The sequence below is a fragment of the Acidobacteriota bacterium genome, assembly GCA_019347945.1.
Taxonomy (GTDB): domain Bacteria; phylum Acidobacteriota; class Thermoanaerobaculia; order Gp7-AA8; family JAHWKK01; genus JAHWKK01.
The window spans coordinates 137,351-152,868 of the sequence record JAHWKK010000004.1 but is presented as its reverse complement, the minus strand read 5'-3'; the positions used below and the strand labels follow the sequence as shown (position 1 = coordinate 152,868).

Genomic DNA, 15,518 nt, shown 5'->3' with positions numbered 1-15,518 from the left:
CTGACTCTCCTTGAGCTCCTCAGCTCACGCTCTCGCGCATGCGGGTCATTCGCCCTCTGACCGAGGCATCGTAAACTTCGCTTTCGAGCTTCGCCACGAAACCGCCCAGCAGCGTCGGATCGGTCGAGAGGCGCAACTCGACCTCCCGCCCGAAGCGCTTCGACAGCGCTTTCGCGAGGCGGGATTTCCCCGCCTCGTCCAACTCTTCCGCAGCGACGACGTCGGCGATGACGATTCCACGTTTTTCGTTGATCAGTGCGGTCAGCGCATCGAGAATCGCTCCAACGTCGTTGATCCGGCGGTTTCGCGTCAGAACGATCAGCGTGCGCTGCGCGAGGTCCGACAGGCCGAGACGCGATGCGATCTCTCGGACGAGCGATTCCTTCCGCTCGATGTCGATCCCGGGAGTCGCAAACACACCGCGAAGATCTTCGGATCGCTCGAGCGAATCCCGGAAGGTCGCTATCTCCGCCGACAGTGAAGCGGCGGCGTCGGTCGAACCGGCGACGTCGAGAACCGCCTTCGCATACGGTCGCGCGAAAGAGCGGATCATCCCTTCACCTCGAGCTGCTCGATTCCGGCTTCGAAGGCTTTCCGGCGATCCGATTCGGTAATTGTGCTTTCGACGATCTGGCTGGCGCGCTCAGCGGCGAGCCTCGCCGCCTCGGAGCGCAGCTCCTGCCGGGCGTTTCGAAGCCGCTGTTCGATCTCCGCCTGTGCAGCCCGCCGGACCTTTTCGGTGTCGCGTTCCGCGTTGGCCGCGATCTCGCGCGAGATCCGCTCGCCATCCTCGGCCGCGCGCTGACGAATCCCCTCGATCTCCTCTTCCAGCTTGTCGAGTCGCTCCCGGATCTCACTCTCCATCCGCTCGGCGCGTTCCTTCCGCTCGGCGGCGGTCTCCAGCGATTCTGCGATGTCCTTCTTCCTGTTGGCAAAAAAGGTCCAGAACGGCTTCCTGAGCAGCCGCCAGAGCACCCAGATGAACAGAATCATGTTGGCGAGCTTCCAGATCCAGACCGGAATGCCGAGAAATGTCTCCGATCCATGCGCCTCGTCAGCATGTTCCTCGCCGAGAAACTCCTCGCGAGCTTCCTGCTCGGAGCCATGAGCAATACTGCCTGTCTGCTCGGATTCGGGAGCGACGAGCTCGACGTCCTGCTCGACGGTCTCCTGCGCCATGACGGCATAGGCGGGACAGGCGACAAGAGCGATGGAGACGATCAGCCGCCGGGTCAAGACTTCCTCCCGAGGATGCGCTGCACCATTTCGGCGGCGAGGTTCTCGGACTCGCTCTCGAGAGAGGAACGAATCGACGAGACTTCCTGGGAGAGCTCGCTGTCGGCCTGATCGATCATTCGAGTCGCGTCCTCCCGAACTTCTCCCAGTCGAGAGTCCCGGAGCGCGCCGGCTTCGCTGCGATGCCGGTCGCGAACCTCGGCTGCTTCGCGTCTCGCTTCCCCCAACTTCTTCGATGCTTCCTCGGTGGACTCGTGGAGACGCGCGATCGCATCCTCGTACATCTCATCCGCTTCGTGAACTCTGGAGGCGCGCCAGTCGAGGACTTCGGTGATGGGCTCCACCAGAAAACGCTTCACGATGAAGTACGTCGCGATGAAGATCGCGGCGATCACGAGCAGCGTGAGGTCAGGTTTCAGGTCCATTATTGACGAAAAGGTTGTTGCTCGGTTTTGTCGGGGCTGAGCGCCGGACGATGGTGATTTCGAGGGTGAGCAGCCGGCCGCGGCTCCCCCCGAGCGCACTTCCTAAATCTCCCGTTCTGCGGACAAATTCCTCTAGCCGAATCAGTTCGCTGCGTGTCGGTTTTCGACCCTCGGAACGGCTTCGAGCGATTGCTTGCCCATGCTGCAGCTCCCCTCGAAGATCGCTCCCTCTTCGATGATCAGCTTGGGCGTGCGGATGTCGCCGTATACTTTTCCCGATCGGTGGATCTCGATCCGGTCCGCCGCGATGATCTTCCCGTTCACAGTGCCGCCGATCGCGATGCGGCCTACATGCACTTCCCCTTCGATCGATGCGCTCTCGCCAACGATGAGCTCGTTCTTCGAAACGATCTTGCCGTTGAACTTCCCGTCGATACGCATCGTGTCCTCGAACTCGAGCTCGCCCCTGAAGGCTGAGCCCCGATCGAGAAATCCGTTGAGCTCCCCTGTTTTGCCTTTCATCGGTTCCTCCGTTGACCCGTCAGTTTTTCGAAGAGCCGGATCAGCTCTTCCTCGCTGCCGAAACGGACCTTTATCGTACCCCCTTTTCGGCGACGATCGATCTCGACCTTCGTCTGGAGGGCTCGCGTCAGCCGCTCCTCGGCATCGCGCGTATGGACATCCTTTTCCGGGGCTGTGGCTTTGCGAGGTGAGGAACCGGACTCGGCAACGAGCGCTTCGGTTTGTCGGACGTTGAGTCCCCGCCTCACGATCTGCCGGGCCAGATCCTGCTGCTTCGAGGCCGAATCGATCGCCAGAAGTGCGCGTGCATGCCCGCTCGAAAGTTCGCCCGACTCCACCATCTGCTGCACACCGACCGGAAGCTTGAGGAGCCGGACGAGATTGGCGACTGTCGAACGGTTCTTGCCAACCCGCGCGGAGATCTGTTCCTGGGTCAGCCCGAACTGGTCGTGCAGCCGCTCGTACGCCCGCGCTTCGTCGATCGCGTTCAGCCCTTCGCGCTGAACGTTCTCGATCAAGGCCACGGCGAGATTTTCCGCCTCGCCTTTGTCCGGCCGCTCCACGACCGGAACTTCCTTCAGCCCCGCGCGGGCAGCGGCCCGCAGCCGCCTCTCACCGGCGATCAACCGGTACCGGCCGGCGCCGACCTTCGTGACGACCACCGGCTGGATGACGCCGTGCTCGGCGATGCTGGCCGTGAGCTCCTCGAGCGAGGATTCGTCGAACTGCGTTCGCGGCTGCAGCGGGTTCGTCTCCACCTGGTCGATCCGCACGGTCGTCGGCGATCCGATTCTGGCCGAACCGGCACTCGAGCCCGCCGATGGGATGAGATTGCTCAGGCCTCTTCCGAGCGCCTTCCGTCCCCGCGCTGATCCCGACCCGCCCTTCGCCTCTTTCTTCGCCGTTCTCGTTTTCTTCGTCACGCCTTTTCTCTCCTTCATCCGCGAACCCCCGCGATCACTTCCCGCGCCAGGCCCAGATACGCCTCGGCGCCGCGCGACCTGATGTCGTACAGCGCCACCGGTTTACCGAAGCTCGGAGCCTCGGCGAGCTTGACGTTCCGCGGCACTACGGTCTCGTACACTTTCTCCCCGAAGAACTCACGGATCTCGATGCCCACCTGCCGTGACAGATTCATCCGGTCGTCTTCCATGGTGATGAGAACCCCCTCGATCTCGAGCTCCGGGTTCAGAACCTCCCTGACCCGCTCCACTGTCTGGACCAGCTGGGAGACTCCTTCGAGCGCGAAGTACTCGCTTTGAATCGGTACCATCACCCCATCGGCAGCACATAAACCATTTATAGTCAGTAGGTTAAGCGATGGAGGCGAATCGATGATCACAAATTCGAACGCTGCTGCGACAGACCTCAGCGCCTTCTGCAACCGGAACTGGGGATTCTCCATCCGGGCCAGATCGAGCTCGGCCCCGACCAGCCCCGTCGACGACGGAAGGAGCATCAGAAACTCGAGATCAGTATGGAGGAGCACCTGATCCGCATCGATCTCACCGAGGAGAACGGGGTAGATCGAGTCGGCCTCGTCCTTTGGAAATCCGAGTCCGGATGTCGCGTTCGCCTGGGGGTCGAGATCGACCAGTAGCACCTTCCGTTCGAGGACCGCGAGCGAGGCGGCGAGATTGATGGCGGTGGTCGTCTTTCCCACGCCACCCTTCTGATTCGTGATCGAAATGATTCTCGTCATCGCTTCCCGTCGAGCTCGTAGATTACGAGCTCCTGTTTGTCTCCCCTCGGCAGCGGTTCACGCCGAACGATCTCATAGCCGTCGACCTGTGGCGCGGTCGCCGAGGTTGCGAGCAGTGCCACGCGCGCGCCGGGTCGAAGCAGGGATCGCGCCGCGGGCATCCAGTCGCGCGGTCTTCCGACCGCACGCGAAACGATCAGGTCGATCCGCGATTCGAGCTCGCCTTTTTCGATCATCCGCTCGAGCCGCACTCCGTGCACCTCGGCGTTGATCCCGCACTCCCGGACGACGTGTTTGAGGAACGCCCATTTCTTCTGATCCGATTCCACCAGGTGGAAGCGCGCTTCCGGATGATCGATCGCCATCGGGATTCCGGGGAGTCCGTTTCCGCTGCCGAAGTCGAGCACCTCACCGCTCGGCTGGAGGAGAGAACCAGCGAGCCTCGCTTCCTCGATGTGGAGGTCGAGCTGTCGGAGCGCAGCAGGGCCGATGAGGCTCACGCGAGCGGCCCACTCGCGGAGGAGCTCCTCAAACCTGGCTTGCTGCGCGGCTCTGTTCATTTCTTGCGAGATGCATCCGAAGGATGGAGACGGCAGCAGGAGTGACTCCGGGGATTCTGGCAGCTTGTCCCAGAGTGCGAGGTCTGAAGGCATTCAGTTTCTCGACGACTTCGGCGGAAAGGCCGGGGCGATTGAACTCGAATGGTTCCGAAATCGGTAGGTCATGATCCCGTCGGACGCGTTCGGCATCCTTTTTCTGGCGCTCGATATATCCGCTGTATCTCGCCTGATTGACGACGCCGTCGAGCTCTTCGCGGGAGAGAGGCTCGAGGGCTTTACGCAGTTCCTCGAGGCGCCCGGTGGAGCGGGCGGACTCGATCAGGCGGTCCAGCGATGCATTTCGGCGCTGCAGAAGCGCAGAAAGGGTCGTTTCGGAGCTGATGGGGAGCTCGAGGCTTTCGAGCCAGGCGCTCGTCTCCTGGTCGGGTCGAAAGCTGGTTTCGGCGACGGCCCTGCTGCCGGCGGCTTCCCGCTCGAGGCGATCCCGGATGAGCCCGGCGCGTCGTCCGGAGAGGATTCCGAGCGACATCGCCAGAGGGGAGAGGCGCTGGTAGACGGTGTCGCATCCGAGCAGGAGGCGGTATTCGGCGCGGGAGGTGAGCATCCTGTAGGGTTCTTCGGTTCCGAGGGTGATGAGATCGTCGACGAGAACGCCGGTGTAGGCGAGATCGCGGGAGAGGATGAGGGGGTCGCGGTCGTGATGCTGAAGGACGGCGTTGATGCCTGCGATCATACCCTGGGCGGCAGCCTCCTCGTAGCCGGAGGTTCCATTGATCTGACCGGCGAGGAAGAGCCCTCGAATTCCGTGCACTTCGAGCGTCGGGGCGAGCTGATTCGGGTTGACGAAATCGTATTCGACGGCGTAGCCGTACCGCGCGATGGCGGCGTTCCCGAAGCCCGGGAGGGATCGGACGACGGTGTCCTGCACGTCGGCGGGAAGTGACGTCGAGATGCCGTTGAGATAGAGCCACGGCTCGTGGAGGCCTTCGGGCTCGACGAAGACATGGTGGCTGGTTTTGTCTCGAAAGCGGACGACCTTGTCTTCGATCGAGGGACAATACCGAGGTCCTGTTCCCTCGATCTGTCCGGAGAACATCGGGGATCGGTGGAGGTTCGAGACGATTACCTGGTGTGTCTGCTCGTTGGTATGGGTGATCCAGCAGAGGGCCTGATTGATGGGGGGGGTCTTCGATTCGATGGAGAAGGGCCGGGGATCCGGGTCGCCGTGATCGGGTGCGAGGAGGGTGAAATCGACCGACGATGCTTCGATGCGGGGTGGAGTACCGGTCTTGAGCCGGCCGAGTCGCAACCCGAGTGTGCGGAGGGAGTCGGAGAGTCCCTCGGAGCGGGGTTCGCCGTAGCGTCCCCCCTCTGTGCGGGTTTCGCCAGTATGCATGAGGCCCCGGAGGAAGGTGCCGGTGGTCACGATGATGGCGGGAGCATGGAGTGTCTGACCGCCGTCGAGCGCGACGCCCTCGACGCGGTCGCGCCTGACGAGGATTCGGGAGACGCGTGCATCGAAGAGAGCGAGGTTTTCGAGTCGCTCGAGGGTGGTACGGACGAACGCGGCATAGAGGGTTCGGTCGCATTGGGCGCGGGGGCCTTGGACGGCGGGACCTTTGGATCGGTTGAGGGTTTTGAACTGGATCCCGGCGGCGTCGGCGGCGAGGCTCATCAGCCCCCCCATGGCGTCGATCTCCCTGACGAGGTGGCCTTTGGCGAGACCGCCGATGGCGGGGTTGCAGGACATCCGGCCGATCGACTCTTTCGACAGGGTGAGGAGGGCCACGCGGAGGCCGGCGCGGGAGGCGAACCAGGCGGCTTCAGCGCCGGCGTGGCCACCCCCGATGACGATCAGGTCGTACACGTTCCACGTGGAACACGAAGGGGATTGGTTCTATTCGGTGGGGTCAGGGGTCATGGATCAGGGATTAGGGATTAGCGGAAAAGCAGGAGCCAGGATTCAGGAGCCAGGGGCGGCGCTACGCCGGGTCATGTTTCACGTGGAACATCAACCTAAAATCAGGCTCTGGAGCCCTTCCTCTCGGGTAAAGAATGTCTCCCGTCTGTCCATCCTGGATCCTGAATCCTGGCTCCTGATCCCTGCTTCACTTTCCTATGCAGAACGACGCAAAAATCGAGCGAATCACCTCCGCCCTCGTGATCTCCCCCGTCAACTCCCCAAGTGCCTCGCTCGCCTCCCGCACCTCGGACGCCACATACTCCACCGAATCCCCCCCCTTCCACGCCGCGATCGCCCGACCCACCGCCTCCGCCCCCCGAACGACCGCCTCCCGCTGCCGCTCGTTCACCAGCGCCCCCTCATCCTCCCCTCCGAACCGCTCCCGAAGCTCTACCTCCAGAGCCTCGATCACCCCGCTCAACCCCCCAGCCTCCAGCGCGGAAACCGCCAGCGCACCCGCCGGTGGCTGACCGAGATCCGCTTTCGAGTAGACCACCATCGCGGGCATCCGGAGCGCAGAAAGCTCCTCCTCGTCCACCCCGGCCTTCCCGACCGTCGAATCGATCAGGTAAAGGACCACATCGGCACCCACCCCCGCTGCCCGCGCCCGCTCGACCCCGATCCGCTCGACCACGTCCTCCGAATCCCGCAAACCCGCCGTATCGAGAAGTCTCACCGCGAAACCGCCGATCTCGACCGTCTCCGATACCACGTCCCGCGTCGTTCCCGGAATCTCGGTCACGATCGACCGCGCCTCACCACAGATCACGTTCATCAGAGTCGACTTCCCGCTGTTCGGCCTCCCGAGAATCGCCACCGTTACCCCGCGGCGGATCGCCCTCCCCCGATCGTGTGTCCCCGCCAGATCCTCCAGCTTCGCCTCGAGCCGTGACAACCGCTCGATCCCCTCCGCCGCGGCGATGAACTCGACCCCTTCGTCCGCGAAGTCCAGCTCCGCCTCCAGCCGCGACTCGAGCTCGACGAGATCCTGCCGGATCGACCGGCTGAGCTCACCGATTCTCCCCTCGAGATTCGCCATCGACAACCGCGCCTGCATCTCCGTCCGCGACGCGATCAGATCTCCCACCGCCTCCGCCTGAACCAGATCGATCCGGCCATTCGCGACCGCCCGTTCAGTGAACTCGCCCGGCTGCGCGATTCGCGCCCCCCGCCGCACAACCGCATCGATCAACCGCTCCACTACCCACTCCGATCCATGGGTCGAAAACTCGACGAGATCCTCCCCCGTGTACGTCTCCGGTCCCTCGAATGCTGTCACCACGGCCTGGTCGATCGGTCCGAGCGCGTCCCTCAGTCGAACCACAGTCGCCCTTCTCGGCTCGAATCGCTCGAGTGAGCAGAGCCCGAGCGCGATCTCGAACGCCTTCGGGCCGGAAATCCGGACGATCGCCAGCGCCGACGATCGCCCCCTCGGGGTCGCCGATGCTACGATCGTAGGAATCACGAAGAGTGAGTTGCCAGCTCCTCCGGTTCAATCTCCGAGGAGCCGTCATCGGGGAGGATCGCCACGCGCTTGTGGAAGCCTCGGCCTCGAGACTCGGTCGTCACGCCCTCTTCGTCACGAAGCGTCACATGAACGATCCTCCGCTCGATCGGAGTCATCGAGCGCATCGTCCGGACTTTCCCCTCACGCCGTACCTCGTCGGCGAGCTCGAGTGCCTTACGGGAGATTCGCTCTTCCCGCTCCTTCTTGAACGCCTCGACGTCGAGCTCGATCCTCTTCTCCATCTCCCGACCTGCAAGTGCTTTGTTTGCAAGCACTTGCAATGAGTCGAGGAGCTCTCCCCCACTCTGCTGCAAAAGGCCGATATCCCTTCCGTACAGGGTTACGTCGAGATTCTCGTCCGACTCCGAGGTGCGAACGACGAGATCGAATCCCGCAAGCTCGAAAACGCGCGTGAACCAGGCGGCCACCCGCTCCTCGGCCTCGCCTCGCGTTGCCTGCTCCGGTACGACGACTTCGGTCTGCGCTGGCTGCGGCTCTTCGCTCCTGGGAGACCCCTTCTTCCGTCGACCGCGCGAACGCCGGCCGCCCCCCTCCTTTTTCTCTCCCTGCTTCTTTTCTCCCCGCGCGGGCCTCGGCGCTTCCTGTTCGCCTCGCTCACCGATCGTCACCCACTCATCCTCGCCGTCATCGCCGGCGACAGACTCAACGACCCTCGGTTCCTTCTTTGCCGCTTTCGGTCGTCGCCCGGACGGCTTCGGCCTCTGTGGTCGGTCGGCTCCAGGGGTGGCTCTGGCCGGACTCGCCGCTTTCGCCTTCTCGCTCGGGGGACTCTCCGGCTCGACCGGAGCCGGATCGCTTTCGCTCCGCACCGAAGCTTCAATCACGACGCGCTTGACGCCGCCGAGAAAGCCTCGCTTCTCGCTCACCACGTTGTACTTGATGCGGAATCGTTCGACACCGAGCGCCGCTGCTGCTGCGTCGAGAGCCTCTTCCAGATTCTTCCCTTCAAAGCGCTTCATCGTTTTCCTCGTCCTTGTCTCGCAGGGACTGTGGCGAGCTGGCCCTTTCCGACCTCGAGCGATTCGGGATGGAGCTTCCACCATCGATTGAGCAGGCCCTGCTGAATAATCGTCAGAACATTCTGCACGAGCCAGTAGAGAACGAGCCCGGCAGGGAACTCCTTGAATATGAACCCGAACACGATGGGCATCGCGAGCATGATCTTCCGCTGCATCGGATCGCCGGCCATCGGCGTCACGAGCTGCTGAATGAACATCGTACCAGTCATCACGATCGGGAGAATGTAGTGCGGGTCTTTGGCTGAGAGGTCGGTGATCCAGAGCACCCACGGTTCGCCGCGCAGCTCGATCGCATGAGAAAGCGCGACGTAGAACGCCCAGAGAATCGGCAGCTGAAGAAGCATCGGAACGCAGCCGCTGGCCGGACTGATTTTCTCGTCCTTGTAAAGCTGCATCATTTCGAGATTCATCTTCTGTCGTTGGGCCGGATCCGCCTTCGACTTTTTGTACTTGTCCCGGATCGCATTCATCTTCGGCTGAACCTTCTGCATCCGCTTCATCGACACCATGCTCTTGTGCTGAAGCGGAAAGAAGACGATCTTGATCACGATCGTCAGGAGTACGATGGCCCACCCGTAGTTGCCCACCCAGCCGTAGATCAGGATGAGCGCATCGAGAAGCATGTTTGCAATCGGGCCGAAGAATCCGGTGTCGAGCAGAGCGCTGAGCTGGTACTCGTCGAGAAGCGACCGGCGCTTGGGCGCGAAGAGCGCGCGCCCGGAAGCCACGCTCCCTTCGGCCATCATCGCGACCATCGGCTCGAACTCCGGGCCATCGCCGGGAGTATCGACCGGCCATGCGCGCGCTTCGGCGGGGCGGGAGGGGAGGAGAACCGAGACGAAATAGTGGTCGACCAGACCGACGTAGCGGGCGCCGCTCCAGCGGTGGGTCTCATCGACCTTCTTCCGGGCGACCGAATCCGCGTCGCCGCCCTCTTCCACCACGACCGTTCCACTCAGCGCAAATCTGTCGTCCGCGGTGCTTCCGGCCGCGCCGATCCCCGGGCCGACCAGAATACCCCAGGGGGAGGAGGTGCCGGCGACCCGGACCTCATAATTGACCACCGGGCGGTCGGGCTCGAACTCCAGCTTCTTGACGACACTCCGGCCATCGGCCGATCGGTACGAAAGCTCCACCGAACCGGAACCGGTCCGTTCGACCACATAGAGCGCCTGGTTCACCTCGTCCCGAAACGATCCGTCCTCCGAGTAAATCGAGAGGGGTCCTTCGCCCTCCGCCGCCTGGTTCACCAGCTCCCACGGTTCGCCCGTCTCGACATCGGGCTCGTCGAGCAACCGGAAGGAGACGATCCGAGCGCCGCGATTCGTGACTCGCGCGCGGTACCCTTCCCCCCGCATGGTGAAAATCTCTTCCCTGGCCGCGCTGACCGGTTCCGCTGTTGCCGATTCCTCGATCGCGGTTTCCGCTTCCGTCTGGAGCGGCGGCGTCTGCGCGGGAGTCGGCGCGCCGGGAGTGGTCCCGAGCTCGGAAGGCTCGTCGGAAGGTTCCGCGGCCCCGGAGAGAGGAAGATCCGCGGGTGGCGGAGGCGACAGCGCCGGAAAGATTCTCGGTGCGATCGCGCTCCAGAGGACCAGGAAGGCGATCGAGACGAGTACCGCGATCAGTAAGCGTCGTTCCATTCTTCAGTTCCTGGCACCGGATCCCAGCCACCCGAGCTGAAAGGCTGGCATCGGAGAAGGCGCCGTATGGCGAGCCCGGTTCCGCGCAACGCCCCATGGTGCTGGATGGCGATGCGAGCATAGACGGAGCAGGTGGGCTCGAATCGGCAGGCGGGAGGGAGGAGGGGAGAGAGAAATCGCTTGTAAGCGACGAGCAGTGCGACGAGCATCCGTCCGATCATCAGCTTTCTCCATGTCGCTTTGCCCTTCGGATGGCACCGATCAGGTCTCTTTCCAGATCCTCGAAAGTGGCGACCTTCGCTGCCGGCTTGACGTTGACGACGATATCGATGGGGCTCTCGTCGAGCTCTTTCCGCGCCGGGGCTCGTCTGAAAATCTCTCGAACCCGACGCTTGAGTTGGTTGCGATCATGGGCCCGGCCAGCCTTTTTCGTTACGGTGATTCCGAGACGGCTCCGGCTGGTCCCACCGGGTATTACGAAGATGACGACATATCTGCCGTGCAGCTTCCTGCCCTCTTCATAGATGCGATTGTAATCCGACCGCCTCCGGATCCGCTGATCCTTCGAGAAGGTCTCGGGTGCCGGTTCCGAGTCGTTCGACTCACCGGCCGGACCGTTCAACCGGCCAGGCGTTTGCGGCCCTTCCGCCGGCGTCGCGAGATTACAGCCCGGCCCGCTCGCGTTCTCATGCGGATACGAAAACCGTGCGTCTTCGCACGCCGTCTTCTGTTTGGCTGAAACGTCCGTTTCATCGTGAGCTCCCTCTGCTTTCTCCGGTTTGCACGGCTCCGTCGCGCGCGACACGTGCTCGCCAAGGCCCCCTAACGCAGCTCCGCACAGCGTGCATTCCACCCCTGCCGAATCCCCGATCGGGGCGATATTTTGAGGTTGTTGCCGGAAGCCGGGAGCGTGTGCTAGACTCCGACCCCTTTCGGACCGAGGACTTTTCCACAAATGTGGAAAAACTGTGGAATACCCCCTCCGGGATCCCGGATCTGATCGATTCTGGAAAATGAACGTATGGAGTCAAGTTCTCGAGCGCCTTCGCGAAGAACTGACTGAAGACGACTTCGACAAGTGGTTCGAGCCGACTGAATTCCTTGGCGAGCACGCGGATACCGTCGACGTCAGAGTTCCAGACACCCGCTTCGTCGATCAGATTTCCCAGCGTTGGGGCCCCCAGATCCGCGAGATACTCCTCGATCTCAATTCCGAAACGACCCGCGTCCATTTCGTCGCCGACGCCGCCCCTTCCGATCGGTTCAAATCGGCAACCGGCGACTTGGAGTCGTCTCCGCGATCGTCCAAAGCCGCTCCGCCCCAGCCGGTTTTCAATCCGCGATATACATTCGACAAGTTCGTGGTCGGCGGGTCGAACCAGCTCGCCTACGCGGCATCCGTTTCGATCGCAGAGAATCCGAGCGGATCGTTCAACCCCCTCTTCATTTACGGGGGAGCGGGGCTCGGAAAAACTCATCTGATCCAGGCCATCGGTCATCGTATCCTCGCCGACAGGCCGGACAACCGCGTCGTCTACATGTCGGCCGACAACTTCGTGACCGATCTGATCAGCTCGATCCGCTACGACCGAATGGCCTCGTTCCGGGAACGTTACCGCTCGGTCGACGCACTCCTCCTCGACGACATCCAGTTTCTCGCTGGAAAGGAGCGGACGCAGCAGGAGTTCTTCCACACCTTCAACGCTCTGTACGAGAACCAGAAGCAGATCGTCTTCACCTCCGATGCCCCACCCCGGGAGATGCCGAACCTCGAGGACCGCCTCCGCTCACGATTCGAATGGGGACTGATCGCCGACATCCAGCCGCCCGACCTGGAGACCAAAGTCGCCATTCTGAGGAAAAAGGCGGAGGAGCGGGGAATCCCGATGCCACAGCAGGTCGCCCTCTTCGTGGCCGAGCGCGTCCGGTCCAACGTGCGCGAGCTCGAGGGTCATCTGAACAGAATCGCCGCCTTCGCCTCTCTCACCGGGCATCCGATCGACCTCGACCTCACCAAAGAAGCGCTACGGGACATTCTCGCCAAGGAAAACAAGCCGATCACCCCGGCTGAGATCATCAAGGTCGTCGCCTCTCATTACGGCCTGAAAGTCTCGGATCTCAAGTCCAAATCGAATGCGAGGCCGATCGCCTATCCCCGCCAGGTTGCGATGTATCTGTGCAAGCAACTGACCGATCTTTCCTACCCGGAGGTCGGAAAGCTCTTCGGAAACAAGCACCATTCGACCGTCATCTACTCGGTCGAAAAAATCGAGCGGCTCAAGTCCGAGGATCCCTCCGTTGAATCGACTGTCGACATGCTCACGAGGCACTTCCGATGAGTGGAACGAGCCTTTTTCCGCAACGGCTTCGGAATACGACCGGAAAGCTCTGCGGACGGTTCGCGGAAAAGCGAACGGGAGCTTCGGAGAAGGGGTTCGCATGTGGAAATGTCGGCTCGTACACCGCCGGGTTATCCGCCGCTTCCTCACAGGCGGGATCGTCTTCTACTGCTATACTCGCCGTCACTTACGGCGGCCCTCCGCGGTTTCCACAGGGCCTGTTACTACTACTACTAAAGAGAAATAAAAGTCTTTCCAGACCGTAGCAAAGGAGCTTCGCGAGCAATGGAGTTGGTCGTCAACCGAACCGATCTTCAGAGAGAGTTGCAGTTGTGCCAGGCGGTCGTCGAGAGGCGATCGACCATACCGGTGCTGTCGAATGTTCTCCTTCGGGCGAATGGCGATCGCATCGATCTGACCGCCACGGATCTCGATGTCACCATCGAGGCTTCGTGTCCTGCGAAGATCAAGGAAGACGGCGCGATCACGATCGAGGCAAAACGTCTTTTCGACATCGTTCGCGCGCTGCCCGACGATGAGGTGCGGATCAAGCTCGGCGACAACGATTCGATTCAGCTCCAGAGCGGGTCCGCGGTCTTCCGTCTGCTCGGCCGGGCGGCAGAAGACTTTCCCGCCATACCGGAGGTCGACGCGTCGCGAACGTTCGAGGTGAGGTTCGACGACCTCAAGACCATGATCGAGAAGGTGATCTTCGCGATCACACACGAGGAAACTCGCTTTCAGCTCAACGGAGCGCTCCTCAAGCTCAACGGCTCCGACATGGAAATGGTTGCGACCGACGGGCACCGGATGGCGCTGATCACCTACCCGCAGGAGGGACTCGAGGCAGCATCGGATTCGCCGCTGAAGATCCTGATCCCGAGAAAGGCCTTGCAGGAGATTGCGAAGATCGAATCAACGGGCGAGGAGATGGTGAAGGTGGGTCTCGCCGAAAGCCACATTTTTTTCGAGACCGGATCGCGAAGAATTCTCGCCCGGCTGATCGATGTGAACTTTCCGAATTACAACGACGTGATCTCCCGCGACAACGACAAGCGCGTGACGGTGGATCGCGAGCGGCTGCTCGGCACGATACGCCGGATCTCGCTCGTATCGACCGAGCGAATGCGCGCGCTGAAGCTCGAGTTCGAGAAGGGTCAGCTCACCGTTTCGTCGATGAGCTCCGATCTCGGCGATGCCCATGAAACCGTACCGATCGAGTACTCCGGACCCGACTTCAGGATCGGCCTCAATGCGACCTACGTTTCCGATTTCCTCGCGGCGACCGATACCGAAAAGGTCGTGCTCGATCTGCGCGACGAAGAGTCGCAGTGCATCGCCCGGCCGATGGGAGAGGATGAGCTCGCTTACGAGTACCTCTACGTCATCATGCCGATGAAAATAAGCTGAACGTGTTTCTCGGCTCGTTCACGACCCGGAACTTCAGAAACCTGGAGCCCGGAACCGTCGAGCTCATCGAAGGGGTCAATCTCGTAGCCGGCGACAACGGAGAAGGAAAGACGAACCTCCTCGAGGCCGTCTACTTCCTCGCCACCACGCGCTCGTTCCGGACCTCGCGCATCGCCAGCCTTTCGAGAACCGGCAGCGGGCTGATCTACGCGTCGGGCGACGTCGTTGAAGGCAAGCTGAACCGTTCCATCTCCGTGGGAATCGAGCTCGGCCCGCCACGGCGCCGCCGGCTCGAAGTCAACGGCGACGCCGTGACGCTTCACGAATACCTCCGGCAGGTCCCGGTGATCGCCTACTCAGCGGACCGGCTCGCCATTCTTCGTGGCGGTCCGATCGAACGGAGGCGATTCCTCGATCGAGGCATCGCCCATCTCGATCCCGCATATCTGGAGGAGCTCGGGAGATTCCAGCGCACCGTCCGGCAGCGGAACGCAATGATCCAGGCCATTGCCGAATCACGCGAGCGAGCCAGCGCTCTCGACCCCTGGGACCTCGAGCTCATCCGCAATTCCGCGCAAATCCGGAAGTCCCGTGCCGAGTTCGTCTCGCGGCTCGCGGAAGTCGTCCGCCGGCTGATCCGCGACCACGGTGGGAGCATGCCGGAAATCGAGATCGAGTACCGCCCCTCGGTTCCGGAAGGGGAGTCCGGCGACCTGTCCGGCCTCCGCGATATCCGATCGAGGGAGCTCCGTGTGGGCCACACCCTGCGGGGAGCCCATCGGGACGAGCTTTGGTTCGGGACCGGCGGCGAAATCGCTGCGGAGCTGCTCTCGAGCGGGCAGATCAAGATGCTCGTGCTGTTTCTCAAAATGGCAAAGATCGAGCTGCAGATCGAGCGATTCGGCTCGCCTCCCATCTTCATTCTCGACGATGTCGACGCCGAGCTCGACCTCGGGGTGATCGAACGGCTCTTCCTGCGATTCCGGAATGGAGGCCAGATCCTGACCTCCTCCGCAAAACACACGGTTTTGGAAGCCCTGAACCTCGGTTCCCACCGGATTCTCACAATCTCCGGGGGGCGGGTCTCCCGAATGCGTGACATCGCCTGAAAAACCGGGCTTTACAGAGGCGTAAACCGTTCAGGTTGAAGAATTTTCTGGTAAAATGAGACGTT

The 15,518-nt window shown here is 62.2% G+C and carries 17 protein-coding genes; 3 read left to right on the top strand and 14 right to left on the bottom strand.

Annotated elements, in window-relative coordinates; all coding sequences use genetic code 11:
• Positions 1–19 precede the first annotated feature (19 nt).
• The 14 genes from atpH to rpmH form a co-directional block, all read right to left on the bottom strand.
• A complete protein-coding gene (gene atpH / locus KY459_04215) occupies positions 20–553 on the bottom strand; it encodes an ATP synthase F1 subunit delta (protein ID MBW3563911.1) in 534 nt (177 codons plus the stop codon).
• A complete protein-coding gene (locus tag KY459_04210) occupies positions 550–1,236 on the bottom strand; it encodes an ATP synthase F0 subunit B (GenBank protein MBW3563910.1) in 687 nt (228 codons plus the stop codon). The genes atpH and KY459_04210 overlap by 4 nt, the downstream gene beginning before the upstream one ends.
• Complete coding sequence (locus KY459_04205; GenBank protein MBW3563909.1) at positions 1,233–1,661, bottom strand: ATP synthase F0 subunit B; 429 nt, start codon at positions 1,659–1,661, stop codon at positions 1,233–1,235. The genes KY459_04210 and KY459_04205 overlap by 4 nt, the downstream gene beginning before the upstream one ends.
• Positions 1,662–1,802: 141 nt before the next feature.
• Entirely contained in the window at positions 1,803–2,183 is a 381-nt protein-coding gene (locus KY459_04200) for a polymer-forming cytoskeletal protein (GenBank protein MBW3563908.1), read from the bottom strand.
• On the bottom strand, positions 2,180–3,124 hold the full coding sequence (locus KY459_04195) for a ParB/RepB/Spo0J family partition protein (protein ID MBW3563907.1): 945 nt from the start codon (positions 3,122–3,124) through the stop codon (positions 2,180–2,182). Before KY459_04195 ends, KY459_04200 begins: the two co-directional genes overlap by 4 nt.
• Positions 3,121–3,885 carry an AAA family ATPase gene (locus KY459_04190; GenBank protein ID MBW3563906.1) on the bottom strand — a complete coding sequence of 255 codons (765 nt, stop codon included), beginning with the start codon at positions 3,883–3,885 and terminating at the stop codon, positions 3,121–3,123. Before KY459_04190 ends, KY459_04195 begins: the two co-directional genes overlap by 4 nt.
• Complete coding sequence (locus KY459_04185; protein ID MBW3563905.1) at positions 3,882–4,445, bottom strand: class I SAM-dependent methyltransferase; 564 nt, start codon at positions 4,443–4,445, stop codon at positions 3,882–3,884. Before KY459_04185 ends, KY459_04190 begins: the two co-directional genes overlap by 4 nt.
• Positions 4,414–6,312 carry a tRNA uridine-5-carboxymethylaminomethyl(34) synthesis enzyme MnmG gene (mnmG, locus tag KY459_04180; GenBank protein MBW3563904.1) on the bottom strand — a complete coding sequence of 633 codons (1,899 nt, stop codon included), beginning with the start codon at positions 6,310–6,312 and terminating at the stop codon, positions 4,414–4,416. The genes KY459_04185 and mnmG overlap by 32 nt, the downstream gene beginning before the upstream one ends.
• A gap of 241 nt (positions 6,313–6,553) precedes the next feature.
• Positions 6,554–7,873: a tRNA uridine-5-carboxymethylaminomethyl(34) synthesis GTPase MnmE gene (mnmE, locus tag KY459_04175; protein ID MBW3563903.1), complete on the bottom strand. Its 1,320-nt coding sequence runs from the start codon at positions 7,871–7,873 to the stop codon at positions 6,554–6,556.
• On the bottom strand, positions 7,870–8,895 hold the full coding sequence (locus KY459_04170) for a Jag N-terminal domain-containing protein (GenBank protein MBW3563902.1): 1,026 nt from the start codon (positions 8,893–8,895) through the stop codon (positions 7,870–7,872). Before KY459_04170 ends, mnmE begins: the two co-directional genes overlap by 4 nt.
• Positions 8,892–10,595, bottom strand: a complete 1,704-nt coding sequence (gene yidC, locus KY459_04165) for a membrane protein insertase YidC (protein MBW3563901.1) — start codon at positions 10,593–10,595, stop codon at positions 8,892–8,894. The genes KY459_04170 and yidC overlap by 4 nt, the downstream gene beginning before the upstream one ends.
• Positions 10,577–10,816, bottom strand: a complete 240-nt coding sequence (gene yidD / locus KY459_04160; GenBank protein MBW3563900.1) for a membrane protein insertion efficiency factor YidD — start codon at positions 10,814–10,816, stop codon at positions 10,577–10,579. The genes yidC and yidD overlap by 19 nt, the downstream gene beginning before the upstream one ends.
• Positions 10,816–11,217, bottom strand: a complete 402-nt coding sequence (rnpA, locus tag KY459_04155; GenBank protein MBW3563899.1) for a ribonuclease P protein component — start codon at positions 11,215–11,217, stop codon at positions 10,816–10,818. The genes yidD and rnpA overlap by 1 nt, the downstream gene beginning before the upstream one ends.
• Positions 11,214–11,348 (bottom strand): 50S ribosomal protein L34, encoded by a 135-nt coding sequence (gene rpmH, locus KY459_04150; protein ID MBW3563898.1) that lies wholly within the window; start codon positions 11,346–11,348, stop codon positions 11,214–11,216. Before rpmH ends, rnpA begins: the two co-directional genes overlap by 4 nt.
• 260 nt (positions 11,349–11,608) lie before the next feature.
• On the opposite strand from rpmH, the gene dnaA reads away from it, so the two are divergent.
• The 3 genes from dnaA (at position 11,609) to recF (ending at position 15,453) form a co-directional block, all read left to right on the top strand.
• On the top strand, positions 11,609–12,934 hold the full coding sequence (gene dnaA, locus KY459_04145) for a chromosomal replication initiator protein DnaA (protein ID MBW3563897.1): 1,326 nt from the start codon (positions 11,609–11,611) through the stop codon (positions 12,932–12,934).
• 285 nt (positions 12,935–13,219) lie between these two features.
• Positions 13,220–14,344, top strand: coding sequence for a DNA polymerase III subunit beta (dnaN, locus tag KY459_04140; GenBank protein MBW3563896.1), 1,125 nt, complete (start codon positions 13,220–13,222; stop codon positions 14,342–14,344).
• A gap of 2 nt (positions 14,345–14,346) precedes the next feature.
• On the top strand, positions 14,347–15,453 hold the full coding sequence (recF, locus tag KY459_04135) for a DNA replication and repair protein RecF (protein MBW3563895.1): 1,107 nt from the start codon (positions 14,347–14,349) through the stop codon (positions 15,451–15,453).
• Positions 15,454–15,518: the final 65 nt, after the last annotated feature.

Excerpts from the sequence above, each read along its gene's own strand:
- atpH (MBW3563911.1), bottom strand. The coding sequence starts at position 553 with ATGATCCGCTCTTTCGCGCGACCGTATGCGAAGGCGGTTCTCGACGTC.
- KY459_04205 (MBW3563909.1), bottom strand. The coding sequence starts at position 1,661 with ATGGACCTGAAACCTGACCTCACGCTGCTCGTGATCGCCGCGATCTTC.
- KY459_04200 (MBW3563908.1), bottom strand. The coding sequence starts at position 2,183 with ATGAAAGGCAAAACAGGGGAGCTCAACGGATTTCTCGATCGGGGCTCA.
- KY459_04195 (MBW3563907.1), bottom strand. The coding sequence starts at position 3,124 with ATGAAGGAGAGAAAAGGCGTGACGAAGAAAACGAGAACGGCGAAGAAA.
- KY459_04190 (MBW3563906.1), bottom strand. The coding sequence starts at position 3,885 with ATGACGAGAATCATTTCGATCACGAATCAGAAGGGTGGCGTGGGAAAG.
- KY459_04185 (MBW3563905.1), bottom strand. The coding sequence starts at position 4,445 with ATGAACAGAGCCGCGCAGCAAGCCAGGTTTGAGGAGCTCCTCCGCGAG.
- KY459_04170 (MBW3563902.1), bottom strand. The coding sequence starts at position 8,895 with ATGAAGCGCTTTGAAGGGAAGAATCTGGAAGAGGCTCTCGACGCAGCA.
- yidC (MBW3563901.1), bottom strand. The coding sequence starts at position 10,595 with ATGGAACGACGCTTACTGATCGCGGTACTCGTCTCGATCGCCTTCCTG.
- yidD (MBW3563900.1), bottom strand. The coding sequence starts at position 10,816 with ATGATCGGACGGATGCTCGTCGCACTGCTCGTCGCTTACAAGCGATTT.
- rpmH (MBW3563898.1), bottom strand. The coding sequence starts at position 11,348 with ATGAAACGGACGTTTCAGCCAAACAGAAGACGGCGTGCGAAGACGCAC.
- dnaA (MBW3563897.1), top strand. The coding sequence starts at position 11,609 with ATGAACGTATGGAGTCAAGTTCTCGAGCGCCTTCGCGAAGAACTGACT.
- dnaN (MBW3563896.1), top strand. The coding sequence starts at position 13,220 with ATGGAGTTGGTCGTCAACCGAACCGATCTTCAGAGAGAGTTGCAGTTG.